Below are 22,603 nucleotides of genomic sequence, written 5' to 3' on the forward strand. Positions count from 1 at the left end.
GGCTTTGCGCGCGCCTTAACACCCGCTAGGGAAGGCGCATGTCGCAGCCTTACACGATCACCACCGCCATCAGCTATCCCAACGGCCGCCCGCACATCGGCCACGCCTATGAGGTGATCGCCACTGACGCGATCGCTCGTTTCCAGCGGATGATGGGCCGCGATGTCTTCTTTCAGACCGGCACGGACGAACATGGCCTGAAGATGGATCAGGCCGCCCGCGCTCGCGGCATCGAACCCCGCGCGCTGGCTGATGAAATGTCAGGCTATTTCAAGGATATGAACGACAGTCTGAACATCAGCTATGATCGTTTCATCCGCACCAGCGAACCCGATCACCACCGCGCATCGCAGGCGATCTGGCAAGCGATGGAAGCCAATGGCGACCTTTACCTTGGCCGCTATGAAGGATGGTATTCCGTCCGTGACGAAGCCTTTTACGACGAAAAGGAACTGATCGAAGGGGAAGGGGGCGAAAAGCTCTCTCCACAAGGGACGCCGGTCGAATGGACGGTCGAGGAAAGCTGGTTTTTCCGCCTCTCCGCCTATCAGCAAAGGCTGCTCGACCTCTACAACAGCCAGCCCGGCTTCATTCAGCCGGACAGCCGCCGCAATGAAATCATGCGCTTCGTAGAAGGCGGCCTCTCCGACCTCAGCGTCTCGCGCACCAGCTTCGACTGGGGCGTCAAGGTGCCGGGCAGCGCCGAAGCCGGTACGCCTCATGTCATGTATGTCTGGGTAGACGCGCTCACCAATTATCTCACCGGCTGCGGCTATCCGGACGATGCCGAACGCATGGCGCGCTACTGGTCCGAAGGCGGGGACATTACGCACATCATCGGCAAGGATATCGTGCGTTTTCATGCCGTTTACTGGCCAGCTTTCCTGATGAGTGCGAAGCTTCCCTTGCCCAAGCAGATCTTCGGCCACGGCTTCCTCCTCAACCGAGGCGAAAAAATGTCGAAGTCGGTCGGCAACGTCGCCGACCCCATGGAATTGGCCGAGCGCTTCGGCGTGGATCAGCTCCGCTATTTCCTGCTGTCCGAAGTCACCTTTGGCAATGACGGCAGCTACAGCGCGGAGGCCATTGTCGCCCGTTCAAACAGTGATCTTGCCAACAGTTTCGGCAATCTCGCGCAACGCACCTTGAGCTTCATCGCCAAGAACCTGGAAGGCCGCTTGCCAGAGCCTGCGCCCCAGGATGTGGACAGCGACCTGCTGAAAACGATCAGCGACGCCGCCCGGACCTTCCAGACCGCCATGGCCGATCTCGCGCCCTCTACAGCGATCGAAGCCTGGATGCGCGCCGTTTTCGCCTGCAACGCCTATATCGACGCGCAGGCGCCATGGGCCCTGCGCAAGACTGATCCCGCGCGGATGGAAGCGGTGTTGGCCACGCTCTACGAAGCCATCACCAACCTCGCCATCATCATCCAGCCTGTGATCCCCGCCAGCGCCACGGCGCTGCTCGACCAGATGGGCGTGCCGCGAGCGAACCGGACCTATGGCGCGATCGGCAGCAGCGCCTACGCCGATCTGCGCGCCAGCGGCTTCACTCTCGGCGCACCCAAGCCGCTCTTCCCGCGGCTTGAACTTACCGAAGCGGACGCCTGATCCCATGCTGATCGATAGCCATTGTCACTTGAATTACAGAGGCTTGATCGAAGATCAGCAGAATGTGCTCGAACGCGCGCGCGCCGCTGGCATCGACCTCATGCTCAACATCGCGACGCGCGAAAGCGAATGGGACGCGGTACTCGCTACGGCCGAACAACAGCCTGACGTCTATGCGACGGTCGGCATCCATCCGCATGAGGCCGACGAGCATCCCCATATCGACACGGCCAAACTCATCGAACGCGCCGCTCATCCCCGGGTGGTGGGCATTGGCGAGACTGGCCTCGACTATTATTATGATCACAGCGACCGCGCCCGGCAGCAAGGCAGCTTCCGCGCCCATATCGCCGCCTCGCGCGCTACCGGCCTTCCGCTCATCGTCCACACCCGCGATGCAGAGGAAGATACACTCGCGATTCTGCGCGAAGAAATGGGGCAGGGGACCTATCCCGGCGTAATCCATTGCTTCACGGCCAGCGGAGCCTTCGCCGATGCAGCGTTGGATCTGGGCTTCTACATCAGCATATCCGGCATCGTGACGTTCAAGAGCGCCAAGGATCTTCAGGAAACCGCTGCGCGGCTGCCGCTCGACCGGCTGCTCGTCGAAACGGACTCTCCGTTTCTCGCGCCGGTGCCGCATCGGGGCAAGCCCTGCGAACCGGCATTCGTGGCCGACACCGCCCGCTTCCTGGCCAATCTGCGGGGGCAAAGCGTGGAGGAACTCGCCTCAGCGACCTCCGCAAACTTCCGCACCTTGTTCCGCAAGACCGGGTTCAGCAAATCCGGAGCAGCGCCAAGCGCATGAGCCTCAAGCTCACCATCCTGGGCTGTGGCACCTCATCGGGCGTTCCCCGGATCGGCAATGACTGGGGAAACTGCGATCCTGCCGAGCCGAAGAATCGCCGGACCCGCGCATCGATCCTGGTGGAAAGCGCTACCACGCGTATTCTTGTCGACACCTCGCCTGACATGCGTGCTCAGCTGCTGGCCGCCGATGTCGTCCATATCGACGCCATTCTCTGGACCCACGACCATGCCGATCACTGCCATGGCATCGATGACGTACGCCAGCTTTATCACCACAGGCGGACAGCGGTGCCCGGCTATGCGCGGCGCCAGACGCTCAAGCTGCTCAACGAGCGGTTCGCCTATGCCTTCGAAGGGCGGCAAGGCTATCAGCCCACTATAGAGCCGCATGTGCTGCCCGATGGGCTGCGCATAGGGGACATCGATATCGCCTGTACCGACCAACCGCATGGCGAAATTTTCTCCACTGGTTTCCGCTTCACATCTGGCGGAAGATCAATCGGCTATTCGACTGATTTTCATGCATTAACTGCTAACATGATCAGCCTGTTCGATGATCTGGACATATGGGTGGTCGACGCCTTGCGCGAACAACCGCACCCAACGCATCCGCATCTTGCCTTGACGCTCGACGGCATTTCCGCCGTTCGCCCGCGCCATGCTATCCTGACGCATATGGACCAGAGCATGGACTATGCGAGCCTTCGCGGCAGCCTGCCCGATGGCGTGGAACCGGGCTATGACGGCATGAGGGTCGAACTATATGGGGAAGGGGACTGACCGGCATGACGGGGGATCAGGCAGCATCCAGCATCTGGTATGTGCTTGCGCTCGTCTTGGTTGGCTCCGCCCTGTTGGCGCGCCGCGTGCCGATGGGTGGAATGCTGCGCCTGGCACTCATCTGGGTCGCAATCTTCGCGGCTTTGCTGGGTTTGTTCAAACTCGGCGAAAAGGTCGGCCTCTTCTCCGCAAGGATCAATGGGGAGGGGCCAGCTTTGTCCTCGCAAGACGCGCCGCCCATCCCGCCGCCCGCCACAGCCGAAGGTCAGGCCTTGCGCATCCCGATCGCGCCTGATGGCCATTTCTGGGTTGAGGGCACCGTAAACGGCACCCCGACGCGCTTTCTCATAGATAGCGGGGCCAGCATCACCGCACTGTCCGTCTCGTCCGCGCGTGCGGCAGGCCTCAATTTCGATCTGAACGCGCCCGGTGTCTCGATGATGACCGCCAATGGGAAGATCGATGCGAAACGCTCGTCCGTGTCCACGCTGGCCATCGGCCCGATCCGGTCGAGCGATCTGCCGATCGTCATCTCACCCGCCTTCGGGGAAGTGAACGTGATCGGCATGAACATGCTGTCGCGCCTCAAAAGCTGGGGGGTGGAAAATGGCGAGATGGTGTTGAAGCCATGACGTCAACGCTCGCGCTGCGTGCGCCTACCCAACGCGAAAGGTTGAAAGCGATCGTCGGCGGCTCCACCGGAAACCTGGTGGAATGGTATGACTGGTACGCCTATGCAGCCTTCACCCTCTATTTCGCGCCACATTTCTTCCCGAGCGAAGACCGCACTGCCCAGTTGTTGAGTGCTGCCGGCATCTTCGCTGTCGGCTTTGTCATGCGTCCGGTCGGCGCGTGGCTGATGGGAGTGTATGCCGACCGGCACGGGCGCAAGAGCGGCCTCACCCTGTCCGTAGCGCTCATGTGCGCAGGCTCGCTGCTCATCGCGGTAACGCCCGGCTATGAAGTGATCGGGGTAGGGGCGCCGCTTTTGCTTGTCCTTGCGCGCTTGATGCAGGGCCTCTCCGTCGGCGGTGAATATGGCGCGAGCGCGACCTATTTGTCAGAAATGGCTGGGCGGGACCGGCGCGGTTTTTTCTCAAGCTTCCAATATGTTACGCTTATCGCCGGACAATTGACGGCAATATGCGTCCTGCTCATCCTGCAAGCCGTGCTGAGCCCTCAGCAGCTTGACGCCTGGGGATGGCGAATACCCTTTCTTCTCGGCGGCGCGCTGGCCGTGATCGTCTTCTGGCTACGCAGAGGTCTGAGCGAAACGCAAAGCTTCCACGCCGCCAAGGCGGAAGGCGCACCGCGGTCGGGCTTTGTCGAGCTCTTCACGAAGCATCCGCGCGAAACATTGACCGTCATGTTGCTTACGGCGGGCGGTACAATCGCCTTCTATGCCTATTCGATCTACATGCAGAAATTCTTGGTGAACACGTCCGGTCTCAGCCGTGAAATAGCGTCCCAGATCAATGGCATAACCCTCTTCTTTTTCATGTTGTTGCAACCCGTCGCCGGTGCGCTCTCCGACCGTATCGGGCGCAAACCGCTGATGATCGGCTTCGGCGTCCTCGGGCTGATCTTCACCTATCCGATATTCGCCACGCTCGCCGTGACGCGTGATCCGCTCGTCGCTGGCTTGCTGGTCATGACGGGTCTGATCATCGTCACGGGCTATACGTCGATCAACGCAGTCGTGAAGGCAGAGCTTTTCCCCGCGCATATCCGCGCGCTCGGCGTCGCTTTGCCTTATGCCTTGGCGAACACCTTATTCGGCGGCACGGCCGAATTCGTCGCGCTCTATTTCAAGCAGATCGGCATCGAACAAGCATTCTACATTTATGTCAGCTTGATGATCGCCATATCCCTCATCATCTACATCAGAATGCCCGACACCAAGCGAAACAGCCGCATCCTGGAAGACTGATCGATGCGGATAGGCCGCTGGCATGCCGCAGGGAAAGCACTAGAAATGAGAGCCGCAAACATTTCAAACCGCGCGCCGATGATCCACATGCGATCATCCGTTGATCTCCATGACTATCCCTGATCGCGATGTTCAGGGTTCAGGAGGCAATGAAGCAAACAGTGTGGCGAAACACCGACAACCAAACAGCATTAGAACCAAACAGCGCAACAAACAGACTGGCCTCCTCGATCATATTTAACATAATATATATTATCGTACAAACTCGTCAGGATAGCCACGTCCCCCTCAAATCTTTATCTTCTCACTATTTCCTTCTCGAATTCAGGACAACCATGTCATCCAACAGCAAAGCGAGCCCCGCCGACATCATGCCGCTGGCGGCCATAATGGCGAAACTCCGCGACCCCGAAACGGGCTGCCCCTGGGATATCCAGCAAGATTTCGCCAGCATCGCTCCCTACACAATCGAGGAAGCCTATGAGGTCGCGGATGCAATCGAACGCAACGACATGCCCGCGCTTTGCGACGAACTCGGCGACCTTCTGCTACAAGTGGTCTTCCACAGCCGAATGGCCGAACAAGCGGGCCATTTCGCGCTTCAGGATGTCATCGACGGCGTCACCGAGAAGATGATCCGCCGCCATCCGCACATCTTCGACGAAGGCTCCGATCGCCAGCACGGCCATGCTCAATGGGAAGCGATCAAGGCTGCAGAACGCGCTGCCAAGGAACCGGACGGCAGCGCTCTGGCTGGCGTCGCAAAAGCGCTTCCTGCACTTCTCCGCGCTGAAAAGCTGCAAAAGCGTGCCGCCCGCACCGGTTTCGATTGGCCTGACACACAAGGCGTCATAGCGAAGATCGAAGAAGAATTGCAGGAAGTCCATGACGCCCGATCTTCGCAGGAGCATCACGAGGAAGTCGGCGACCTGCTGTTCGCTGTCGTCAACCTCGCACGGCATCTGAAGGTCGATGCCGAAGCGGCCTTGCGAGATGCCAATGCGAAGTTCGAAACCCGGTTCCGCAGCATGGAAAACGCGGCGGGTGACCGCTTCCAGACTCTCAAGCTGGAAGAGAAGGAAGCCCTGTGGCAGCAAGCCAAGCGGGAATTGGCCAACCAACAACCTGTGGCATCAAGCAGTTGAGCGTTTCATGAAACGGGCCAAGGCGGACTCGGACAATCGCACTGTCACGACGACCTCGCTGTCGGCTGTCTCGCTTCCGATCACCTCACCATGCTCATGCAGCCAGGCGATAGCAGCGCCATCGGCCACAGGCACTCGAAGTTGATGGATCTCCGCTCCGGCAGTCATCTGGCCACTGATGCGCCGCTGCAGATCATCCACCCCTACCCCTGTCAGCGCGGACAGGATCACGACATCATTGCGCCTGCCTGCGATCTCCCGCAGTTGAGCGGCTGAGTCTTCATCCAACAAATCAAGCTTGTTCCAGGCTTCGATAATCGGGGGGGCGTCCTCCCCTCCTTCGCCTTCAACCGCGCCCTCGCCCGCCACCCCAAGCTCGCTCAGCACATCCAGAACATCATCGCGCTGAGCCTCGCTGTCAGGATGCGCGATGTCGCGAACATGTATGATCAGGTCAGCGGACAGGACTTCTTCCAGCGTCGCCCGGAATGCCGCGATCAGCTGCGTCGGAAGATCCGAAACAAAGCCCACGGTGTCCGACAGGATTGCTTTGTCCAGGCCCGGCAAGGCGATCTGGCGCATCGTGGGGTCCAGCGTTGCGAACAGCAGGTCCTCCGCCATGACATCTGCGCCAGTCATGCGGTTGAACAGCGTGGACTTGCCCGCATTGGTGTAGCCGACAAGCGCAATGACCGGCCAAGGCGCGCGTTGACGACGAGCCCGGTGAAGGCTGCGCGTCCGCGTCACTTGGTCGAGTTCCCGCCGGATCTTTGCCATCCGATCGCGGATCATCCGCCGGTCGGCTTCGATCTGCGTTTCACCCGGGCCGCCAAGGAAGCCGAAACCACCCCGCTGGCGTTCTAGGTGAGTCCAGCTTCGTACCAGCCGCCCGGCCTGGTAGTCGAGGTGCGCCAGTTCGACTTGCAGCCGCCCCTCGTTCGTAGCCGCGCGCTCACCGAAGATTTCCAGGATCAGGCCGGTACGATCAATCACCTTGGCTTCTGTCGCCTTCTCCAGATTGCTCTGCTGCACCGGGCTCAATGCATTGTCAACGATGACCAGTTCCGCCTCTTCTGCCCGCGCCAAGGTCGCGATCTGATCAACCTGCCCACTGCCGAACAGCGTCGCGGGCTTTCGATCTCGAACACGAAATGTCTGGGCCGCGCGCACGTCGATACCAATCGCCAGGGCAAGCCCTCTCGCTTCCTCGAGCCGCGCGTCGCTGTCGCGCCGCTCCATCCCATGCGTTTCGGCACGCACGACGACGGCCCGCGCGCCGCGCGACACCTCATCGGCCGTATCTCGGTTGAAGACCGCCATGAGCGCTTAACGCATCAAGCGTCGGCCCGCTTCATGCGAAGCTGGGCCGTACGAACATAGATTGATCAATCGTCGCTCTCGCCTTCGCCGCTCAGGTCGAGGGCGTGGAGGGGTTGAACGGTGGAAATGGCGTGCTTGTAGACCAGCTGAACCATGCCGTCGCGTTCCAGCAGCATGCAGAACAGGTCGAACGCGGCGATCTCGCCCTGAAGCATCACCCCGTTTACCAGGAACATCGTGACCGGGCTGCCAGACTTGCGCACGGCGCTCAGGAAAATTTCCTGAAGCAGTTTCGGCTTGGAGTTGCCGTCGCTCGCCTTGCGAAGGTCTGTGAGGTCCATAGACTGTGCGGGCATGACCGTCGAAATGGCATGCTTGTAGACAAGCTGGGACTGCCCATCGCGGCGCAACAGTACCGAGAAGTTATCGAACCAGGTGATGATCCCTTGCAGCTTCACGCCCTTGACCAGGAACATGGTCACGGGGGTTTTGCTCTTGCGCAGGTTGTTCAGGAAGATGTCCTGAAGATTATTGAGTTTTTCTGCCATGGTCTTCGCCTTATTGGCGGGACGTTACCCGCTCTTGCACCCCTGGGCAGGGTGTCTTGCCCGCCCCCGCGCATCGGGAGCAACCCGGACGCTACCGCAATTGCGAAGGGCCGTCCATGCCCCAGATGAGCCAGCGCTCATCCTCTTGCTTCAATTGTCTTTTCCGTCGGTGATGCCGAGCAGCTTCAACTTGCGGTGCAATGCCGACCGCTCCATGCCGATGAACGTCGCGGTGCGTGATATGTTGCCTGAAAAGCGTCGGATCTGGATGCGCAGATATTCACGTTCGAAACTTTCCCGTGCTTCCCGCAGCGGAGCGCCCATGATGGCGGATTGCCCCATGCCCTCGCTCGCACCATTGCTCGTCAGTTCGCTCGGCAACATGTCCAGCTCGATGCGGCCGATCCGTTCGCCCGGCGCGAGGATGATCGTACGTTCGATGACGTTGCGCAGCTGGCGGACATTGCCGGGCCATTCATTTGCCTGAAGTGCGGCCATGGCGTCACTGGCGATCTCGGGCGAAGGGACACGCCTCTCGGCCGCAAAGCGCGCGAGATAATGGTCCACTAGCGGCGGGATATCATCCCGGCGCTCGGAAAGAGGCGGTATGACGAGCGGCACAACGTTGAGGCGATAGAACAGGTCTTCCCGGAACCGCCGCTCCTCGATCTCCGCTGCCAAATCGCGCGCGGTCGAAGAAATTACACGAACATCGACCTTCACCTGACGCTGCCCGCCAACGCGCGTGAAGCTCTGGTCCGTCAGCACCCGCAATATCTTGCCCTGCGTCGTGAGCGGCATGTCGGCGATCTCGTCGAGGTAGAGCGTGCCGCCATGCGCCTGCTCAAGATAACCAGGACGCACCAGGCCGCTCGGGTCTTCGACCCCGAACAGCTCTTCTTCGACCCTGTCCGGGTCCATCCGCGCCGCCGCGACGATGATGAAGGGCGCGTCCGCCCTGCCGCTCCAGCTGTGAAGCATCCGCGCCGCGACTTCCTTGCCCACGCCCGCGGGCCCGGAAATCAGCACCCGGCTGCCAGTTCCGGCGACCCTCTTTATCGTCGCTCGGACCGCATTGATTGCGGCCGATGTCCCGGTCAGCTCATCATCCTGTCCGAAGCGCGCGCGCAGAACCTGATTTTCCCGGCGCAGCCGCTCGGTTTCCGTCGCTCGCGATACCAGATGGAGCAGCCGATCGGCTTCGAACGGCTTTTCGATAAAGTCCGCCGCGCCCTTCCGGATTGCCGCAACGGCAGTATCAATATTTCCATGCCCGGAAATCATGAGCACGGGGATGGTGGCGTCGCGCCGCTTGATCTCGTCCAGCAGTTCGAGACCGTCGAGCGTTGACCCCTGAAGCCACACGTCCAGCAGCACAAGCGAAGGCCGCCGGGCGTCCAGCGCTTCTATTGCGCTGTCGCTGTTGGCCGCCGTGCGAGTGGTGAAGCCTTCATCCTCAAGCACACCCGCAACCAGGTCGCGGATGTCCTCTTCATCATCGACTACCAGAATATCAAGCGCCATTGGCTGTCACTTTTCCCTTGGGCATGGCAACGACTTGCCCTTCTTCCAATTTCTCAAGAGCGGCGATGGGGAAGCGCAGGGTCACGTTCGTGCCTCCCCCTTCCGCATCGTCCAGGCGGATTTCGCCCAGATGTTCTTCGACAATCTTCTTGACGATCGCGAGCCCCAGGCCGGTCCCCTTTGTCCGGGTCGTCATGTAGGGCTCCAGCACCCTCTCCCGCTCCGGCGGAAGCCCGATCCCGTCATCCCTCACTTCGATCAGCAAATTGCCCTCGTCCTGCCTCACCGTCATGCGCACATGGCCACGCACGTCGCCGCCGGTCGGTTCAGGCTTTGGCTCGATCGCCTCAACGGCATTCTTGACGATGTTGGTCAGCGCCTGCCCCAGCTGCCGCCGGTCGCAGACAAGGTCCATATCGTGCGGCTCGCCATGAAATTCAAATTTAATGTCTGGATGCGCCACTTCGTGCAGGAACAGTGCGTGACGGGCGATATCCGCCACAGCCTCCCGGCGGAAAACCGGCTTCGGCATCCGCGCGAAGGACGAAAATTCATCGACGATGCGCCGCAAGTCGCCCACTTGCCTGACGATCGTGCCCGTGAGCCGCGTAAAAGTCGCCTTATCGCTCGTCACTTCTTCGGCATAGCGCCGCTGCAGTCGCTCGGCGGCCAACTGAATGGGCGTGAGCGGGTTCTTGATCTCATGAGCGATCCGCCTCGCCACGTCCGACCAAGCGGCGCGCCGTTGATCGGATAGCTGCTGCGTAATGTCGTCAAAGGTCAGGATATGGCGCGAGGCGTCTTGCGAGACCTTGACCGCCAAAGTCCGCACCTCGCCATGCCCGCGCGTCTGTACGATGCCCGCCCCCTCTTCCGAAGCGATGAGCGCGGCTAGCTCCGGCGAAACAGCACTTAATGGCTGCCCGACAGGATCATCACCCTCCTTGACGAGGATGGCAGCAGCAGAGCTGTTGAGAAGCAGGATGATGCCCTCATGATCGACGGAAAGCACACCGGCGGATACGCCGGACAGGATAGCCTCGATAAATGCGCGGCGCTCATCCAATTGGCTGTTGGCGGCCACAAGCGCGCCGGTTTGCGCCTCAAGCCGCTGCGTCATCCGATTGAAGGCAGATGCCAGGGTCCCGATTTCATCGCGGGATTGCGGGCTGGTCACGCGAGCCGACAGGTCGCCCGCCGTTACCCGGCGTGCCGCGGTCACCAGTTCGTTCACCGGCCGGACCATCCAGTCCGCAACCGCAAGGGCGATATAGACCGCGATTCCGACCAGCAGCAGCGAACCGACGAACAGCGCTACGTTGAAACGCAGTTGGAGAGCGCGCGATTGGGCCGCGAAAATGTCATAATCGGATAAGACCTTTTGCGCGCGTTCGACATTGCTGAAGGCGGTCGAACCGGAATCGCGCGTCGCATAGAGATAGATTTTCGCTCCCGGATATAGCAGCGTAACCGCCTCGATCTGATTGGGCTTGGCGGCGACAACCACATTCTCTCCTGCCTCCAACCGCTTGACAGCATCGGATGAGAGCATTTCTGAAGCAGGCTGGCTATCGGGATCGACTGTCGCCGCGGTGCGCGCAACGCCATCCTTGCCAACCTCAATGATCGCCGATCTGTTTAGCTTCCGGGTCACGACCTGATAGATGTAACCTTCGGCAAATCTGGGGCTCGATACCTTCGATTGGGCCAGGTAATCACGCAGGTCGCTGGCCATGGTTACGGTTTCGTCCCCGACCTCACGAAGATTCTGCTCATAATAGCCACGCGCCAAGTCGCTCGCATTTTGCAGCATCCCGCGCGCGCTGTCGGAAAACCAGAACTGCACACCATATTGGAACAGCAGCGATGCGAAAATCACCACCAGCAGCATGGGAACGCTGGCGACGATGGAGAAGATGGCCACCAGCCTGACATGCAGCTGTCCGTCGCTGCCTATGGCCGATTGAGCCGCGCGGCGCTTAGCCACCCGGCGTCCCAGCAGCACGAGCAGTGCAATAGCCGGGACCAGATTTCCGACGAGCAGCAATGCGACGATCGGCGGGGTAAGCAAGGTGTAGGACTGCCCCTGCCCCGAAAGCAGGATATACGTCAGGCTGGCGGTGCCGAGGAAGAGCAGCAGCGTGATAGCCTCGACTAACGGAGCAAGATGACGCCGAAGGAAGGGTGGAAAATATCTCTTCCATGCCCGGCCCCGCGTGGAGAGAGTCACTGCACCTTCCATAGTTGCTTTCTTACAACAATGCCGTGCCGGTTCAAACACAGTAATTCGGCGTGCATGTCTCTTGGCCGAACACTTCTGTCGCTTTGTCTCGCCTTAGTCCGAGACGCGCAGTTGAAGGGGGTCAAGGCCATAGTCCGTCAATTTCTTCCGGAGCGTGTTACGATTGATCCCCAGCAGCCCGGCCGCCCGGATTTGATTGCCATCCACGCTTGCCAAGGTTTCCTGCAACAGGATCGGTTCGACCACCGCCAGCATGTCGTCGTGCAGGTTGCGGTTAGGCTGGCCGATACCGATGCCCAATTGCCGTTTCGCCCATTCGCGCACCGCCAGCCCCAACTGATCGGCAGGCGCAGTATAGTCTGAAGGCACAAGGTCGAGCGGCAGGCTGTTTCGCAGCACCTCCGCCGCGATCACATTCTCGCGGCTCAACACCGCCAGCCTCTGCATCAGGTTCTGCAGTTCGCGGACGTTGCCTGGCCAGTGATACGCCATCAACAATTGCGCCGCATCGTCCGCCAGAGTCTTACGCGGCAGCCCTTCCTGCGCGGCCCGTTCCAGGAAATGCTTCGCGAGCAGGATCACGTCCTCCCGCCTTTCCCGCAGAGCTGGAAGGGATATCGGGACTACGTTCAACCGATAATAGAGGTCCTGCCGGAAGCGGTTTTCCTCGATCAGCTTAGGGAGGTCCTTGTTGGTCGCCGCGATGATGCGCACATTCACGCGTACAGGCTTGGAGCCGCCGACCGTCGTCACTTCGCCCGACTGCAATACCCGCAGCAGGCGAGTCTGGGCCTCCATCGGCATGTCACCGATCTCATCGAGGAAGAGCGTGCCCCCTTGTGCCTGCTCGAACTTCCCCGCAGTCCGGACATTTGCGCCCGTGAACGCTCCCTTTTCATAGCCGAACAACTCGGCCTCGATCAGCTCACGTGGGATGGCGGCCATGTTGATCGCGACGAACGGTTTCGTGCGGCGCTGGCCCAGGCCATGGATCGCTTCGGCCACAAGTTCCTTGCCTGTTCCGGATTCCCCCAGCACCAGGATGCTGAGGTCGTTGGACAATACGCGCGCGATCGTCCGGTAAACCTCCTGCATGGCGGGAGACCGGCCGACGAGCGGCAAACCGTCATGCGGCAGGCCCGCATCCTCTTGTTTGCCTTCCTCGGCCTTGTTCATGCCAAGCGCGTCGCCAACCGCGCGCGACAGCTCGTTGAGGTCGAACGGCTTGGGAAGATATTCGAAGGCGCCCTTCTCGGTCGCCCTGATCGCGGTGTTCAACGTGTTCTGCGCCGACAATATGATGACGCTCAGGCCCGGCTTGCGGTCCAATATATCCGCAACGCCCTCCAATCCGTCGCCATCCGGCAGCATGACGTCAGTGATGAGCACGTCGGGCGCGAAACTGTCGATCAAGGCGCTGCGCTCCCGGATGGAAGACGCCGTCTTCACCTTATGCCCCTGCCGTCGCAACGCTTCTCCCACCACCACGCAGATGGCGGGATCATCATCGACGACCAGGATGGACCCGGTGCTCGTCACGCGGCCATCCCCATCGGAAGAAGGATGCGGAAGGTCGACTCGCCTGCTTCCGGATCGCGTGAATATTGGACGAAGCCGTTCATGTCCCGGACCAGCTTGTCCACAAGTGCGAGGCCGAGGCCCTGCCCGTCCCGCTTCCCCGTTATGAAGGGGTTGAAGAGGTGATCCAAAATATGCTCCGGCACGCCCGGCCCGTTATCGATGACCAATATCTCTATGGGCAGAACTGCGCTCCCCTTCCCGTCGCCGAGTACGACGGAGACTCCGTGACGGAATGCGGTTTCTACGCGGATGCTGGGCTCCTCGACATTCTCCAGCGCTTCTGCCGCATTTTTTAGAAGGTTGATCATGACCTGCACAAGCGCATCGTCATTGATCACCGCAAATGGCAGCGATGGATCGTAACGTTTTATAATCCTGATATTTCTTGCAAAGCCGGCCGCTGCAATGTTGGCCGCTTGGTCGATCATCGGGTAGATGTTGCCGGGGCGGCATTCCAGCCTGCGATCGGTCGTGAAATCCTGCATCCGATCGATCAAGGCAGCGATCCGGTCCACCTCATTGCAGATCAACTGCGTCAACACGGTATCACGCCCGCCATTGCCGGACTCCAGCAACTGCGCCGCGCCCCGTATGCCGGAGAGCGGATTCTTGATCTCATGGGCCAGGATCGCCGCTGCGCCCATGGCTGATCGAGCGCCGCCCGCAGTGCCGCGATGACCGATCTTGCGCGCGTGACTTTGGGCGTGAATGGAAACCACCCGCCACCCTTCATGGTCGATCACGGGGGCGATCATCAGATCGACCTCCATCTCGGCCGTCCGTCCCGCGTGAACCTTCACGTCATAGGCGGCGATTGGCTTGTTGCTATGCCAGATGTCGAAACGCCCGCCCATTTCCGCCATGCGGATCGTGCGCGTGACGTCGCTGCCCACGATTGCCGACCGCGCCATGTTGAGCAATGTTTCCGCCCGCACATTGGCATCCGAGATGCTGTTGTCCGGAGCAATCACCAGCGTAGCGACCGGCAGCGCCGTCATCAGTTCCGGAAGCGATGGCCCGTCCTGCTGCATTCTAGGCGGCGGGACGGTCGTCAACGGCATCGTCATGCAGCCTTGCGCGTCTCGACTGCCTCATCCTGTGCAATCAGCGGCTCGTAGAAGCGCGCGAGCATATCCAGAACGACGTCGCCTTCGGGCTCCTGATTGACGGCGTTGCGGAACTCCGCCGATCCGGTGAGGCCTTTGGTGTACCAACCGATGTGCTTACGGGCCATGTTGACGCCGGTCAGGCCATCATAATGATCCAGCATCGACCGATAATGTTCTGTAATCAGGCGATATTGCTCCTCCAGAGACGGATCGGCAAGCCGCGTCCCCGTCCGGAACCAATGCATCACCTGCCCAATAAGCCAAGGCCTGCCATAAGCACCCCGGCCGATCATGACGCCATCCGCCCCGCTTTGCTCCAGCGCAGTCTCCGCGTCCTCGATCGAGCAAATGTCGCCATTCACGATCACTGGAAGCGACACGGCTTCCTTCACGCTGCGCACGAATGCCCAATCGGCACTACCCTTGTACATCTGACAGCGGGTGCGCCCATGGACCGTGATCAGTTTGGCGCCCAGATCCTCGGCAATCCTCGCAAGTTCCGGCGCGTTCAGGCTGGAATGGTCCCATCCCATGCGCATCTTTACGGTCACGGGCACATCGACCGCCTTCACCGTCGCTTCGATAAGCGCGGCGGCCAAGGGAAGATCACGCATGAGCGCGCTGCCCGCGTCGCCATTGACCACTTTCTTGACCGGGCAGCCCATATTGATGTCGATGATGGCCGCACCACGATCGGCGTTCAGCTTCGCCGCTTCAGCCATCTCCTGCGGCGAACAGCCCGCAAGCTGCATCGCAACCGGCTCTTCCACCGGGTGCCATGCCGCTTTCTGCAACGACTGCCGCGTCTCGCGGATCATCGCTGCGGTCGCGATCATCTCCGTCACGTTCAATCCTGACCCATAGCGGCGGACCAGAGTACGGAACGGCATGTCCGTGACGCCAGTCATCGGCGCCAGGATCACCGGCATGTCGATCGTCACCGGACCAACGGAAATGGGGGATAAAGTGCGCATCACCAGCTTTGCCTAAAAAACAGGCAGCCCTTAGCTGAAAAGCAATCGCGCGGCAAGCAAGTGGTCTGGCGGAGCGATCCGCCGTTCGCTACACGCGCTGCGATGACAGGGCATAATCACAAGGTCGCAGCACTGGTCCTCGCCGCAGGCCAGGGAAGCCGCGCGGGCGGCGATACGCCCAAGCAGTTCCGCCAAGTCGGCGGCAAGGCAGTCATCGCACATGCCATCGACGCTTTTACAGCACATCCGGCCGTTGACTCGGTGTACCTCGTCATAGGCGCTGGGCAGGAAGACACTGTGCGAGCATTGATCGGCGGCGGCCAGGTTACCTCGATCATCGAAGGCGCGGATAGCAGGCGAGGCTCCGTTCGCGCGGGATTGGAAGCCATCGCCGCAGGCGGTGGCGCCGACCGGGTGCTCATCCATGATGCCGCACGGCCCTTTCTCTCGTCCGCCATGATCGAACAGTTGCTGGGCGCTCTCGATCGAGCGCCCGGAGCCTTTCCCGCTCTCCCGGTCGCGGACACGTTGGTAAGGTCGGCGGATGATTCCGCTGGCGATACCGTCGACCGATCCGGGCTCTACCGGGTGCAAACACCGCAAGCCTTTCACTTCGATGCTATCCTCAGCGCACATCGCAACTGGGACAGCAGCCGTGAAGCTACGGACGACGCACAGATGCTGCGCCTTGCGGGCCATGACGTCATATTGGTGCCCGGAGATGAGAGGTTGGAGAAGTTGACCTATCCGCAGGATTTCGCTCGGGCTGAAGCCCTGCTGGCGTCGCGACGCACGACTCGGGTAGGCATGGGATATGACGTCCACCGCCTTGCTGCTGACGAGGAGCTTTGGCTTTGCGGCGTGCAGGTGCCTCATGACAGGGGGCTTGCGGGCCACAGCGATGCGGACGTGGCGATTCACGCCCTTGTCGACGCCTTGCTCGGCACTCTTTCCGAAGGCGACATCGGCAGCCACTTCCCTCCGTCCGATCCGCAATGGCGCGGCGCTGCGTCCTCGCGCTTTCTGGAATATGCCGGGGCGCGCGTCATCGCCCGCGGTGGGCGCATCGACCATGTTGACGTCACGATTATCTGCGAAGCGCCGAAAATCGGACCGCATAGGGACGCCATGCGACAGCGGATCAGTGAAATACTCGCCATCCCGCTCGACAGCGTGAGTATCAAAGCGACGACGACGGAAAAACTGGGCTTCGCCGGACGCCGCGAAGGCATCGCTGCGCAAGCCGTTGCAACCATCTCCCTCCCCGCGCTATTCTAAGCCATGCCTGATCGCATTCTCCCCGCGCCGCTGGTAGACCTTGCCGAACGCGTCATCATCGCCAATCGCCGCGCTGGCCGCACTATCGCCGTTGCGGAAAGCTGCACGGGCGGCCTCGTCTCTGCAGCGCTAACCGAGATCGCCGGATCCTCCGAGGTCTTCGAAGCTGGATTTATCACTTATTCCAACGACATGAAGAATGAGTTGCTGAAGGTATCGCAAGACGTGCTGGAAACCTTCGGCGCCGTCTCCATTGCGACCGCATGGGCGATGGCCCAAGGGGCCCTGATAAAAAGCCACGCCAATGTCGCGGTAGCGATTACCGGGATCGCCGGCCCCGGCGGCGGGTCCGAGCAAAAGCCGGTCGGCACCGTCGTTTTCGCGCGCGCCGAACGTGGCGGCAATCCGGACAAGGTCGTCGCGGACATGCGTTATTTCGAGGATAGTGGCCGGGGCGGCGTCCGCCTTCAGGCGGCGCTCTGCGCACTCGAACTGTTGCTGCCCGAATCACCATAGAGTTCCGCCGCGCGCGTTTCGAACGCACCGATCATCTTGCGCAGCGCCTTGTCGAACATCTGGCCAGCCAGCATCTCGAAAAGCCGGTTCTTGAACTCGAACTCGACTTCAAAATCGACCAGCACCCCGCCCTTGCCGTCATCGCGGAAGCGCCATTCATTGTGGAGATGCTTCAGCGGTCCTTCCAGATAATCGACCCGTACATAATCCGGCCGATGCTTGTGAACGCGCGAGGTGAAGCTTTCCTTGATCCCTTTGAAGCCGACGATCATGTCAGCCACCATCTCTGAATCGCTGTCCTGGCGCACGCGAATGGCGCTTACCCAAGGCAGGAATTCAGGATAGGCAGCGACGTTGGAAACCAGATTGAACATCTGGTCCGGCGTATAGGGAAGCGGCCTTGTTTCATGATGCTTGGGCATGTGTTCAGCGTACCGCCCGTGCCAATTGAGCTTCACGCGCGGCCCGCATCTCGGCGAAATCCTTCCCCGCATGATAGCTGGAACGTGTCAGCGGGCTTGATGCCACCTGCAAAAAGCCCTTGGCCCGCGCGATGGCCGCATAAGCGTTGAAGGCGGCAGGCGTGACAAACTCCATCACCTTGGCATGCTTCGGCGTGGGTTGCAGATATTGCCCCATCGTCAGGAAGTCGATGTCGGCCGAACGCATGTCGTCCATCACCTGGTGCACCTCCAGGCGCTCTTCACCCAGGCCAAGCATGATCCCGGATTTCGTAAAGATTGACGGGTCTAGCTTCTTCACCGATTCCAGCAGTCGCAGCGATGCATAATAGCGTGCGCCGGGCCGGATAGTCGGGTATAGGCGGGGTACTGTCTCCAAGTTATGATTATAGACGTCCGGCCGCGCGGCCACGATCATCTGCACGGCGCGTTCATGCTTGTTCCGGAAATCCGGCGTCAATATCTCGATGGTCGTATCGGGCGTCGTGCGGCGCAGCGCTTCGATCACCTTCACGAATTGCGAAGCACCGCCGTCCGGCAAGTCATCGCGATCCACCGATGTGATGACGATATGCTCCAGCCCCATCTCCGCACAGGCATCGGCCAAATTCTGCGGTTCATTGGTATCGACCTTGCGCGGCATGCCGGTCTTGACGTTGCAGAAGGCGCAGGCCCGGGTGCACACGTCGCCCAGGATCATCACCGTCGCATGCTTCTTCGTCCAGCATTCGCCGATGTTGGGACAAGCCGCTTCTTCGCAAACGGTGGCCAGTCCCTTTTCGCGCATCAGCTTTCGGGTTTCATGATAGCCGGGGCTCGTCGGCGCCTTCACCCTGATCCAGTCGGGCTTGCGTGTGCGCTGGGGCGTGGCCTGCACAGGTAGCGGAGCGGTATCTGTCATGCGCCCTCAAATAGCGATGCATGCCCGCTCTTGCCAGCCCCCAGATTGTTGGGCAGAGACATGGCCATGACCGACTTTTCCGACATGCTCGAAGGCTATCGCCGCTTCCGCAACACTGGCTGGACGCAACAGCGTGAACGATGGGATGAACTGAGCGAAGGGCAAAGCCCGCGCGTCATGGTCATCGCCTGCTCCGACAGCCGGGTCGATCCTGCCCAGATATTCGACACCAGCCCGGGCGAGATCTTCGTGGTCCGAAACGTGGCGGCACTGGTGCCTCCCTTCGAAACCAATCCCGGTCACCACGGTGTTTCAGCAGCGCTCGAGTTCGCCGTTCAGGTACTCAAGGTGGGCGAGATCGTCGTCATGGGTCATGGCAAGTGCGGCGGCTGCAAGGCGGCGCTGAGCCAGGAACTGAAAGACGCCCCTCCCGGCGAAGGTGGTTTCATTCATAACTGGATCGACATGCTTGATGACGCCCGCGACAAGGTCGTTGCACGCTTTGGCGATGATCGCGGCCGTGACGCGCACCGCGCCATGGAGCAGGAGGGCGTCAAGGTCAGCCTCGCCAATTTGCGGACCTTCCCCTGCGTCCGCACAAAGGAAAGGGATGGCGAGTTGAAACTCGTTGGGGCCTTCTTCGCGATTGCCGATGGCCAGCTTCATCTGCTTGACGAAGCGAGTGGCGAATTCCATCCTGCGTCGCTGGAAACGGCCTGATGGCGTCGGCGATCCCCAGCGGCAATGTCGCCCTGCTGATCGACGCTGATAACGCCTCCGCCGACCATTTTGACCCAGTATTGACCGTTCTGGCCGAGCTTGGAACGGTCAACATCCGCCGCGCCTATGGCAATTGGAGCAAGCCTTCGCTCAAGGGCTGGGCGCGGCAGGCCGTGACGCAGGCCATCGAAACGCAGCAGCAATTCGACCTCACCAAGGGGAAGAATGCGACCGACATGAAGATGACGATCGACGCCATGGACCTGATGGCTGGCGGCCGCGTCACCGGTTTCGGGCTCATGTCCAGCGATAGCGACTTCACGCCCCTGGTGACCCGCCTCCGCCAGGAAGGCATCGACGTTTATGGATTTGGCTCCGACAAGACGCCGGAGGGATTTCGCCGCGCATGCACGCGCTTCATCGACGTGGCGGCGCTGGCGGCATCGCTTGCACCAGCAAGCCCCGAGCCTGGTGCCGCTGTCGCAGCGCCGGACGAAGCCGCCGCAAAGCCTGCGGACCCAACCAAAGCCGATATAAACAAAGTCGATGAAGAGGTCGTCCGCCTGCTCATAGAAGCCTATGATGCGGCAAAGCGCGATCAGAATGGTTTCGCTGCCTTAGGCCCGGTCGGTCAGCGCGTTGCAAACCGTTCGAGCTTCGACGTCCGCAACTATGGCTTTAAACGCCTCTCGGATCTGGTGCAGGCGATCCCCAACTTCATCACGGAAACGCGTGAAAACGGGCAGACCTGGATCAAGCGGGTGCGTTGATGCCTGTTGTCGCCCGCCGCCTCATGATCTTGGGCCGGGTACAGGGCGTCTTCTACCGGAATTGGACAATGCAAACCGCGCGCGATCTAGGATTGGCGGGATGGGTTCGCAATCGGCTCGACGGCAGTGTTGAGGCGGTGATCGAGGGGTCCGAAGACGCGGTGAAACGCTTCATGGCCTTGGCTCATGAGGGACCACCAGCAGCGCAGGTCGCGCGCATTAAAGTGACGGAGCAGGCCGTGCAAGACCTGACTTCTTTCGAGAAACGATCGACCGGCTAGAGCAAACTATGCGCAGCTCGAACGTTCAGGCCGTTGGCTGAGCTTGTTAAAGCCTTCTTGTTCGTAAGATATTGCCCTCAACGGGCGGAGCGCAAACAGCATTAGCAGCCGACCTAGCCTCGCAGCCCGACGCCCTGATCGTACCAGCTTACTCAGACTTAACCTGCATCAGTCCAGCCACCAATCGCCAGCCCCAAAAAAATGGCCGACCCAGATGGGCCGGCCTGAAAGTTTTAGGAGAGGATGCCTGAAAGGCCCCTCCGATATGTGATCAAGCGACATATTGTGCAAGTGCGAAGGGCGCCGTGCTGGTTGCGCTGATTGCAACCACTTGCACATCCGGCCCCCTCAACACCTCATCAGCGCGTCAGCTTCTTGTAAGCCAGGCTGGTTGGCCGGTCGGCGGCATCACCCAGACGGCGGCGCTTATCCTCTTCATACATTTCGAAGTTGCCCTCGAACCATTCGACATGGCTGTTGCCTTCGAAGGCGAGGATGTGCGTGGCAAGGCGATCGAGGAAGAAGCGATCGTGGCTGATAACCACCGCGCAACCGGCGAAGTTCTCGATCGCCTCTTCCAGCGCGGCCAGCGTCTCGACGTCAAGATCGTTGGTCGGTTCGTCGAGCAGCAGGACGTTGCCGCCCTTCTTCAGCATCTTGGCCATGTGGACGCGATTGCGTTCACCGCCGGACAGCTTGCCGACATTCTTCTGCTGGTCCTGCCCCTTGAAGTTGAAGGCGCCGACATAGGCCCGCGTGGACATGTCGTGGCCGTTGACCTTCACATAATCGAGGCCATCCGACACCTCTTCCCAGACATTCTTTGACGGGTCGAGATGGTCGCGGCTCTGGTCGACATAGCCGAGGCGCACGGTCGAACCGAAATCCACTTCACCGGAGTCAGGTGTCTCTTGGCCAGTGATGATGCGGAACAGCGTCGACTTGCCTGCGCCGTTCGGCCCGATCACGCCAACGATGCCGCCGGGCGGCAGCGTGAAGGACAGATTCTCGAACAGCAGCTTGTCGCCATAGGCCTTCGAAATATTCTTCGCTTCGATGACCTTGCCGCCCAGCCGTTCCGGCACCTGAATGACGATCTGCGCCTTGCCCGGCGTACGGTTTTCCTGGCTGGCGACCAGCTGCTCGAACTTGGCGATACGCGCCTTCGATTTGGTCTGGCGTCCCTTCGGTCCCTGCCGGATCCACTCCAGCTCATCCTTGATCGCCTTCTGGCGGCCCGATTCTTCGCGCGACTCCTGCTCCAGGCGCTTCGACTTCTTCTCGAGATAGGTCGAATAATTACCTTCGTAGGGGAAATATTTACCGCGATCGAGCTCCAGGATCCAACCCACCACATTGTCGAGGAAGTAGCGATCGTGGGTGATCATCAGCACCGCGCCCGCATATTCCTTCAGGTGGTTTTCCAGCCACTCCACGCTTTCCGCGTCCAGATGGTTGGTCGGTTCGTCGAGCAGCAGGATGTCCGGCTTCTGGATGAGCAGCCGGGTCAGCGCGATACGGCGCTTTTCACCACCCGACAGGCTTTCTACCGACCAGTCGGACGGCGGGCAGCGCAGGGCTTCCATCGCGATCTCAAGCTGGTTGTCGAGCGTCCAGCCATCGACAGCGTCGATCTGCTCCTGCAACTCGCCCATCTCGGTCATCAGGGCGTCGAAATCGGCATCTTCCGGCGGATCGGCCATGATCATGCTGATCTCGTTGAACCGGTCCAGCTTGTCCGCGATTTCCCGCGCGCCGTCCTTCACGTTTTCCAGGACATTCTTGGCCGGGTCGAGCTGCGGCTCCTGCGCCAGATAGCCGACGCTGACATTCTCGCCAGGCCAGGCTTCACCGCTATAGTCGGTATCGATGCCCGCCATGATCTTGATCAGCGTCGATTTACCGACGCCGTTCGGGCCGACGATGCCGATCTTGGCGCCGCGATAAAATTGCAGGTTGATACCATTGAGCACCGGCTTTGGGGCGCCGGGGAAGCTCTTGGTCATGTTCTTCATGACGAAGGCATATTGCGATGACGCGGACATGGCTTGAAACAGCTCCGAAAGACGAATGACTAAATTTGGGCCGGAGTTAGCGAAG

At 60.6% G+C, this 22,603-nt stretch carries 19 protein-coding genes and 2 pseudogenes; 11 read left to right on the forward strand and 10 right to left on the reverse strand.

What is annotated here, in order from left to right; genetic code table 11:
* Positions 1 to 38 precede the first annotated feature (38 nt).
* From metG to mazG, 6 genes are all read left to right on the forward strand, one after another.
* On the forward strand, positions 39 to 1,613 hold the full coding sequence (metG, locus tag NCHOL11_RS06320) for a methionine--tRNA ligase (RefSeq protein WP_097091553.1): 1,575 nt from the start codon (positions 39 to 41) through the stop codon (positions 1,611 to 1,613).
* Positions 1,614 to 1,617: 4 nt separating this feature from the next.
* Entirely contained in the window at positions 1,618 to 2,421 is an 804-nt protein-coding gene (locus tag NCHOL11_RS06325; protein ID WP_097091554.1) for a TatD family hydrolase, read from the forward strand.
* A complete protein-coding gene (locus tag NCHOL11_RS06330; RefSeq protein ID WP_097091555.1) occupies positions 2,418 to 3,203 on the forward strand; it encodes an MBL fold metallo-hydrolase in 786 nt (261 codons plus the stop codon). The genes NCHOL11_RS06325 and NCHOL11_RS06330 overlap by 4 nt, the downstream gene beginning before the upstream one ends.
* A gap of 5 nt (positions 3,204 to 3,208) precedes the next feature.
* A complete protein-coding gene (locus tag NCHOL11_RS06335) occupies positions 3,209 to 3,835 on the forward strand; it encodes a retropepsin-like aspartic protease family protein (protein WP_097091556.1) in 627 nt (208 codons plus the stop codon).
* A complete protein-coding gene (locus NCHOL11_RS06340) occupies positions 3,832 to 5,133 on the forward strand; it encodes an MFS transporter (protein WP_097091557.1) in 1,302 nt (433 codons plus the stop codon). Before NCHOL11_RS06335 ends, NCHOL11_RS06340 begins: the two co-directional genes overlap by 4 nt.
* Positions 5,134 to 5,468: 335 nt before the next feature.
* On the forward strand, positions 5,469 to 6,278 hold the full coding sequence (mazG, locus tag NCHOL11_RS06345) for a nucleoside triphosphate pyrophosphohydrolase (RefSeq protein WP_097091558.1): 810 nt from the start codon (positions 5,469 to 5,471) through the stop codon (positions 6,276 to 6,278).
* Here the strand turns inward: mazG and hflX are convergent.
* The 7 genes and pseudogenes from hflX to dusB all read right to left on the reverse strand — a co-directional run bounded on the left by hflX (position 6,267) and on the right by dusB (position 15,576).
* The gene (gene hflX, locus NCHOL11_RS06350; protein WP_097091559.1) at positions 6,267 to 7,598 is read right to left on the reverse strand and encodes a GTPase HflX; all 1,332 of its coding nucleotides are present in this window, start codon (positions 7,596 to 7,598) and stop codon (positions 6,267 to 6,269) included. The two genes, mazG and hflX, sit on opposite strands and share 12 nt — an antisense overlap.
* A 65-nt stretch (positions 7,599 to 7,663) precedes the next feature.
* A pseudogene (gene hfq / locus NCHOL11_RS06355) lies at positions 7,664 to 8,152 on the reverse strand (RNA chaperone Hfq); the annotation flags it as partial.
* 144 nt (positions 8,153 to 8,296) lie between these two features.
* Positions 8,297 to 9,670 (reverse strand): nitrogen assimilation response regulator NtrX, encoded by a 1,374-nt coding sequence (ntrX, locus tag NCHOL11_RS06360; RefSeq protein ID WP_097091561.1) that lies wholly within the window; start codon positions 9,668 to 9,670, stop codon positions 8,297 to 8,299.
* Positions 9,660 to 11,912 (reverse strand): sensor histidine kinase, encoded by a 2,253-nt coding sequence (locus NCHOL11_RS06365; RefSeq protein ID WP_097091562.1) that lies wholly within the window; start codon positions 11,910 to 11,912, stop codon positions 9,660 to 9,662. The genes ntrX and NCHOL11_RS06365 overlap by 11 nt, the downstream gene beginning before the upstream one ends.
* A gap of 93 nt (positions 11,913 to 12,005) precedes the next feature.
* A complete protein-coding gene (ntrC, locus tag NCHOL11_RS06370) occupies positions 12,006 to 13,451 on the reverse strand; it encodes a nitrogen regulation protein NR(I) (RefSeq protein WP_097091563.1) in 1,446 nt (481 codons plus the stop codon).
* Positions 13,448 to 14,560, reverse strand: coding sequence for a two-component system sensor histidine kinase NtrB (locus NCHOL11_RS06375; RefSeq protein ID WP_097091564.1), 1,113 nt, complete (start codon positions 14,558 to 14,560; stop codon positions 13,448 to 13,450). Before NCHOL11_RS06375 ends, ntrC begins: the two co-directional genes overlap by 4 nt.
* Entirely contained in the window at positions 14,557 to 15,576 is a 1,020-nt protein-coding gene (gene dusB, locus NCHOL11_RS06380; RefSeq protein ID WP_097091565.1) for a tRNA dihydrouridine synthase DusB, read from the reverse strand. The genes NCHOL11_RS06375 and dusB overlap by 4 nt, the downstream gene beginning before the upstream one ends.
* A 102-nt stretch (positions 15,577 to 15,678) precedes the next feature.
* On the opposite strand from dusB, the gene NCHOL11_RS06385 reads away from it, so the two are divergent.
* Entirely contained in the window at positions 15,679 to 16,854 is a 1,176-nt protein-coding gene (locus NCHOL11_RS06385; protein ID WP_097091566.1) for a bifunctional 2-C-methyl-D-erythritol 4-phosphate cytidylyltransferase/2-C-methyl-D-erythritol 2,4-cyclodiphosphate synthase, read from the forward strand.
* A 3-nt stretch (positions 16,855 to 16,857) separates the two neighbouring features.
* On the forward strand, positions 16,858 to 17,370 hold the full coding sequence (locus tag NCHOL11_RS06390) for a CinA family protein (RefSeq protein ID WP_097091567.1): 513 nt from the start codon (positions 16,858 to 16,860) through the stop codon (positions 17,368 to 17,370).
* On the opposite strand, the gene NCHOL11_RS06395 is transcribed toward NCHOL11_RS06390, so the two are convergent.
* Together NCHOL11_RS06395 and lipA are read right to left on the reverse strand one after the other, a co-directional pair.
* The gene (locus NCHOL11_RS06395) at positions 17,322 to 17,792 is read right to left on the reverse strand and encodes a type II toxin-antitoxin system RatA family toxin (RefSeq protein WP_097091568.1); all 471 of its coding nucleotides are present in this window, start codon (positions 17,790 to 17,792) and stop codon (positions 17,322 to 17,324) included. The genes NCHOL11_RS06390 and NCHOL11_RS06395 overlap by 49 nt on opposite strands.
* A gap of 4 nt (positions 17,793 to 17,796) precedes the next feature.
* Positions 17,797 to 18,754: pseudogene (gene lipA, locus NCHOL11_RS06400) on the reverse strand (lipoyl synthase).
* A gap of 44 nt (positions 18,755 to 18,798) precedes the next feature.
* On the opposite strand from lipA, the gene NCHOL11_RS06405 reads away from it, so the two are divergent.
* Genes NCHOL11_RS06405 through NCHOL11_RS06415 form a run of 3 tightly spaced genes read left to right on the forward strand, consistent with a single transcriptional unit; the run spans position 18,799 to position 20,503 of the window.
* A complete protein-coding gene (locus NCHOL11_RS06405; protein ID WP_097092774.1) occupies positions 18,799 to 19,452 on the forward strand; it encodes a carbonic anhydrase in 654 nt (217 codons plus the stop codon).
* Positions 19,452 to 20,222, forward strand: a complete 771-nt coding sequence (locus NCHOL11_RS06410) for an NYN domain-containing protein (protein ID WP_097091570.1) — start codon at positions 19,452 to 19,454, stop codon at positions 20,220 to 20,222. The genes NCHOL11_RS06405 and NCHOL11_RS06410 overlap by 1 nt, the downstream gene beginning before the upstream one ends.
* On the forward strand, positions 20,222 to 20,503 hold the full coding sequence (locus NCHOL11_RS06415; RefSeq protein WP_097091571.1) for an acylphosphatase: 282 nt from the start codon (positions 20,222 to 20,224) through the stop codon (positions 20,501 to 20,503). The genes NCHOL11_RS06410 and NCHOL11_RS06415 overlap by 1 nt, the downstream gene beginning before the upstream one ends.
* Positions 20,504 to 20,862: 359 nt before the next feature.
* On the opposite strand, the gene ettA is transcribed toward NCHOL11_RS06415, so the two are convergent.
* Positions 20,863 to 22,548 (reverse strand): energy-dependent translational throttle protein EttA, encoded by a 1,686-nt coding sequence (ettA, locus tag NCHOL11_RS06420; protein WP_097091572.1) that lies wholly within the window; start codon positions 22,546 to 22,548, stop codon positions 20,863 to 20,865.
* Between the last annotated feature and the right edge of the window lie 55 nt (positions 22,549 to 22,603).

The organism is Novosphingobium sp. Chol11, from assembly GCF_900218065.1.
GTDB lineage: Bacteria > Pseudomonadota > Alphaproteobacteria > Sphingomonadales > Sphingomonadaceae > Sphingobium > Sphingobium agri.

Coding starts and splice junctions, on each gene's coding strand:
- metG (WP_097091553.1), top strand. CDS start 39: ATGTCGCAGCCTTACACGATCACCACCGCCATCAGCTATCCCAACGGC.
- NCHOL11_RS06325 (WP_097091554.1), top strand. CDS start 1,618: ATGCTGATCGATAGCCATTGTCACTTGAATTACAGAGGCTTGATCGAA.
- NCHOL11_RS06330 (WP_097091555.1), top strand. CDS start 2,418: ATGAGCCTCAAGCTCACCATCCTGGGCTGTGGCACCTCATCGGGCGTT.
- NCHOL11_RS06335 (WP_097091556.1), top strand. CDS start 3,209: ATGACGGGGGATCAGGCAGCATCCAGCATCTGGTATGTGCTTGCGCTC.
- NCHOL11_RS06340 (WP_097091557.1), top strand. CDS start 3,832: ATGACGTCAACGCTCGCGCTGCGTGCGCCTACCCAACGCGAAAGGTTG.
- mazG (WP_097091558.1), top strand. CDS start 5,469: ATGTCATCCAACAGCAAAGCGAGCCCCGCCGACATCATGCCGCTGGCG.
- hflX (WP_097091559.1), bottom strand. CDS start 7,598: ATGGCGGTCTTCAACCGAGATACGGCCGATGAGGTGTCGCGCGGCGCG.
- ntrX (WP_097091561.1), bottom strand. CDS start 9,670: ATGGCGCTTGATATTCTGGTAGTCGATGATGAAGAGGACATCCGCGAC.
- NCHOL11_RS06365 (WP_097091562.1), bottom strand. CDS start 11,912: ATGGAAGGTGCAGTGACTCTCTCCACGCGGGGCCGGGCATGGAAGAGA.
- NCHOL11_RS06375 (WP_097091564.1), bottom strand. CDS start 14,560: ATGACGATGCCGTTGACGACCGTCCCGCCGCCTAGAATGCAGCAGGAC.
- dusB (WP_097091565.1), bottom strand. CDS start 15,576: ATGCGCACTTTATCCCCCATTTCCGTTGGTCCGGTGACGATCGACATG.
- NCHOL11_RS06385 (WP_097091566.1), top strand. CDS start 15,679: ATGACAGGGCATAATCACAAGGTCGCAGCACTGGTCCTCGCCGCAGGC.
- NCHOL11_RS06390 (WP_097091567.1), top strand. CDS start 16,858: ATGCCTGATCGCATTCTCCCCGCGCCGCTGGTAGACCTTGCCGAACGC.
- NCHOL11_RS06395 (WP_097091568.1), bottom strand. CDS start 17,792: ATGCCCAAGCATCATGAAACAAGGCCGCTTCCCTATACGCCGGACCAG.
- NCHOL11_RS06405 (WP_097092774.1), top strand. CDS start 18,799: ATGACCGACTTTTCCGACATGCTCGAAGGCTATCGCCGCTTCCGCAAC.
- NCHOL11_RS06410 (WP_097091570.1), top strand. CDS start 19,452: ATGGCGTCGGCGATCCCCAGCGGCAATGTCGCCCTGCTGATCGACGCT.
- NCHOL11_RS06415 (WP_097091571.1), top strand. CDS start 20,222: ATGCCTGTTGTCGCCCGCCGCCTCATGATCTTGGGCCGGGTACAGGGC.
- ettA (WP_097091572.1), bottom strand. CDS start 22,548: ATGTCCGCGTCATCGCAATATGCCTTCGTCATGAAGAACATGACCAAG.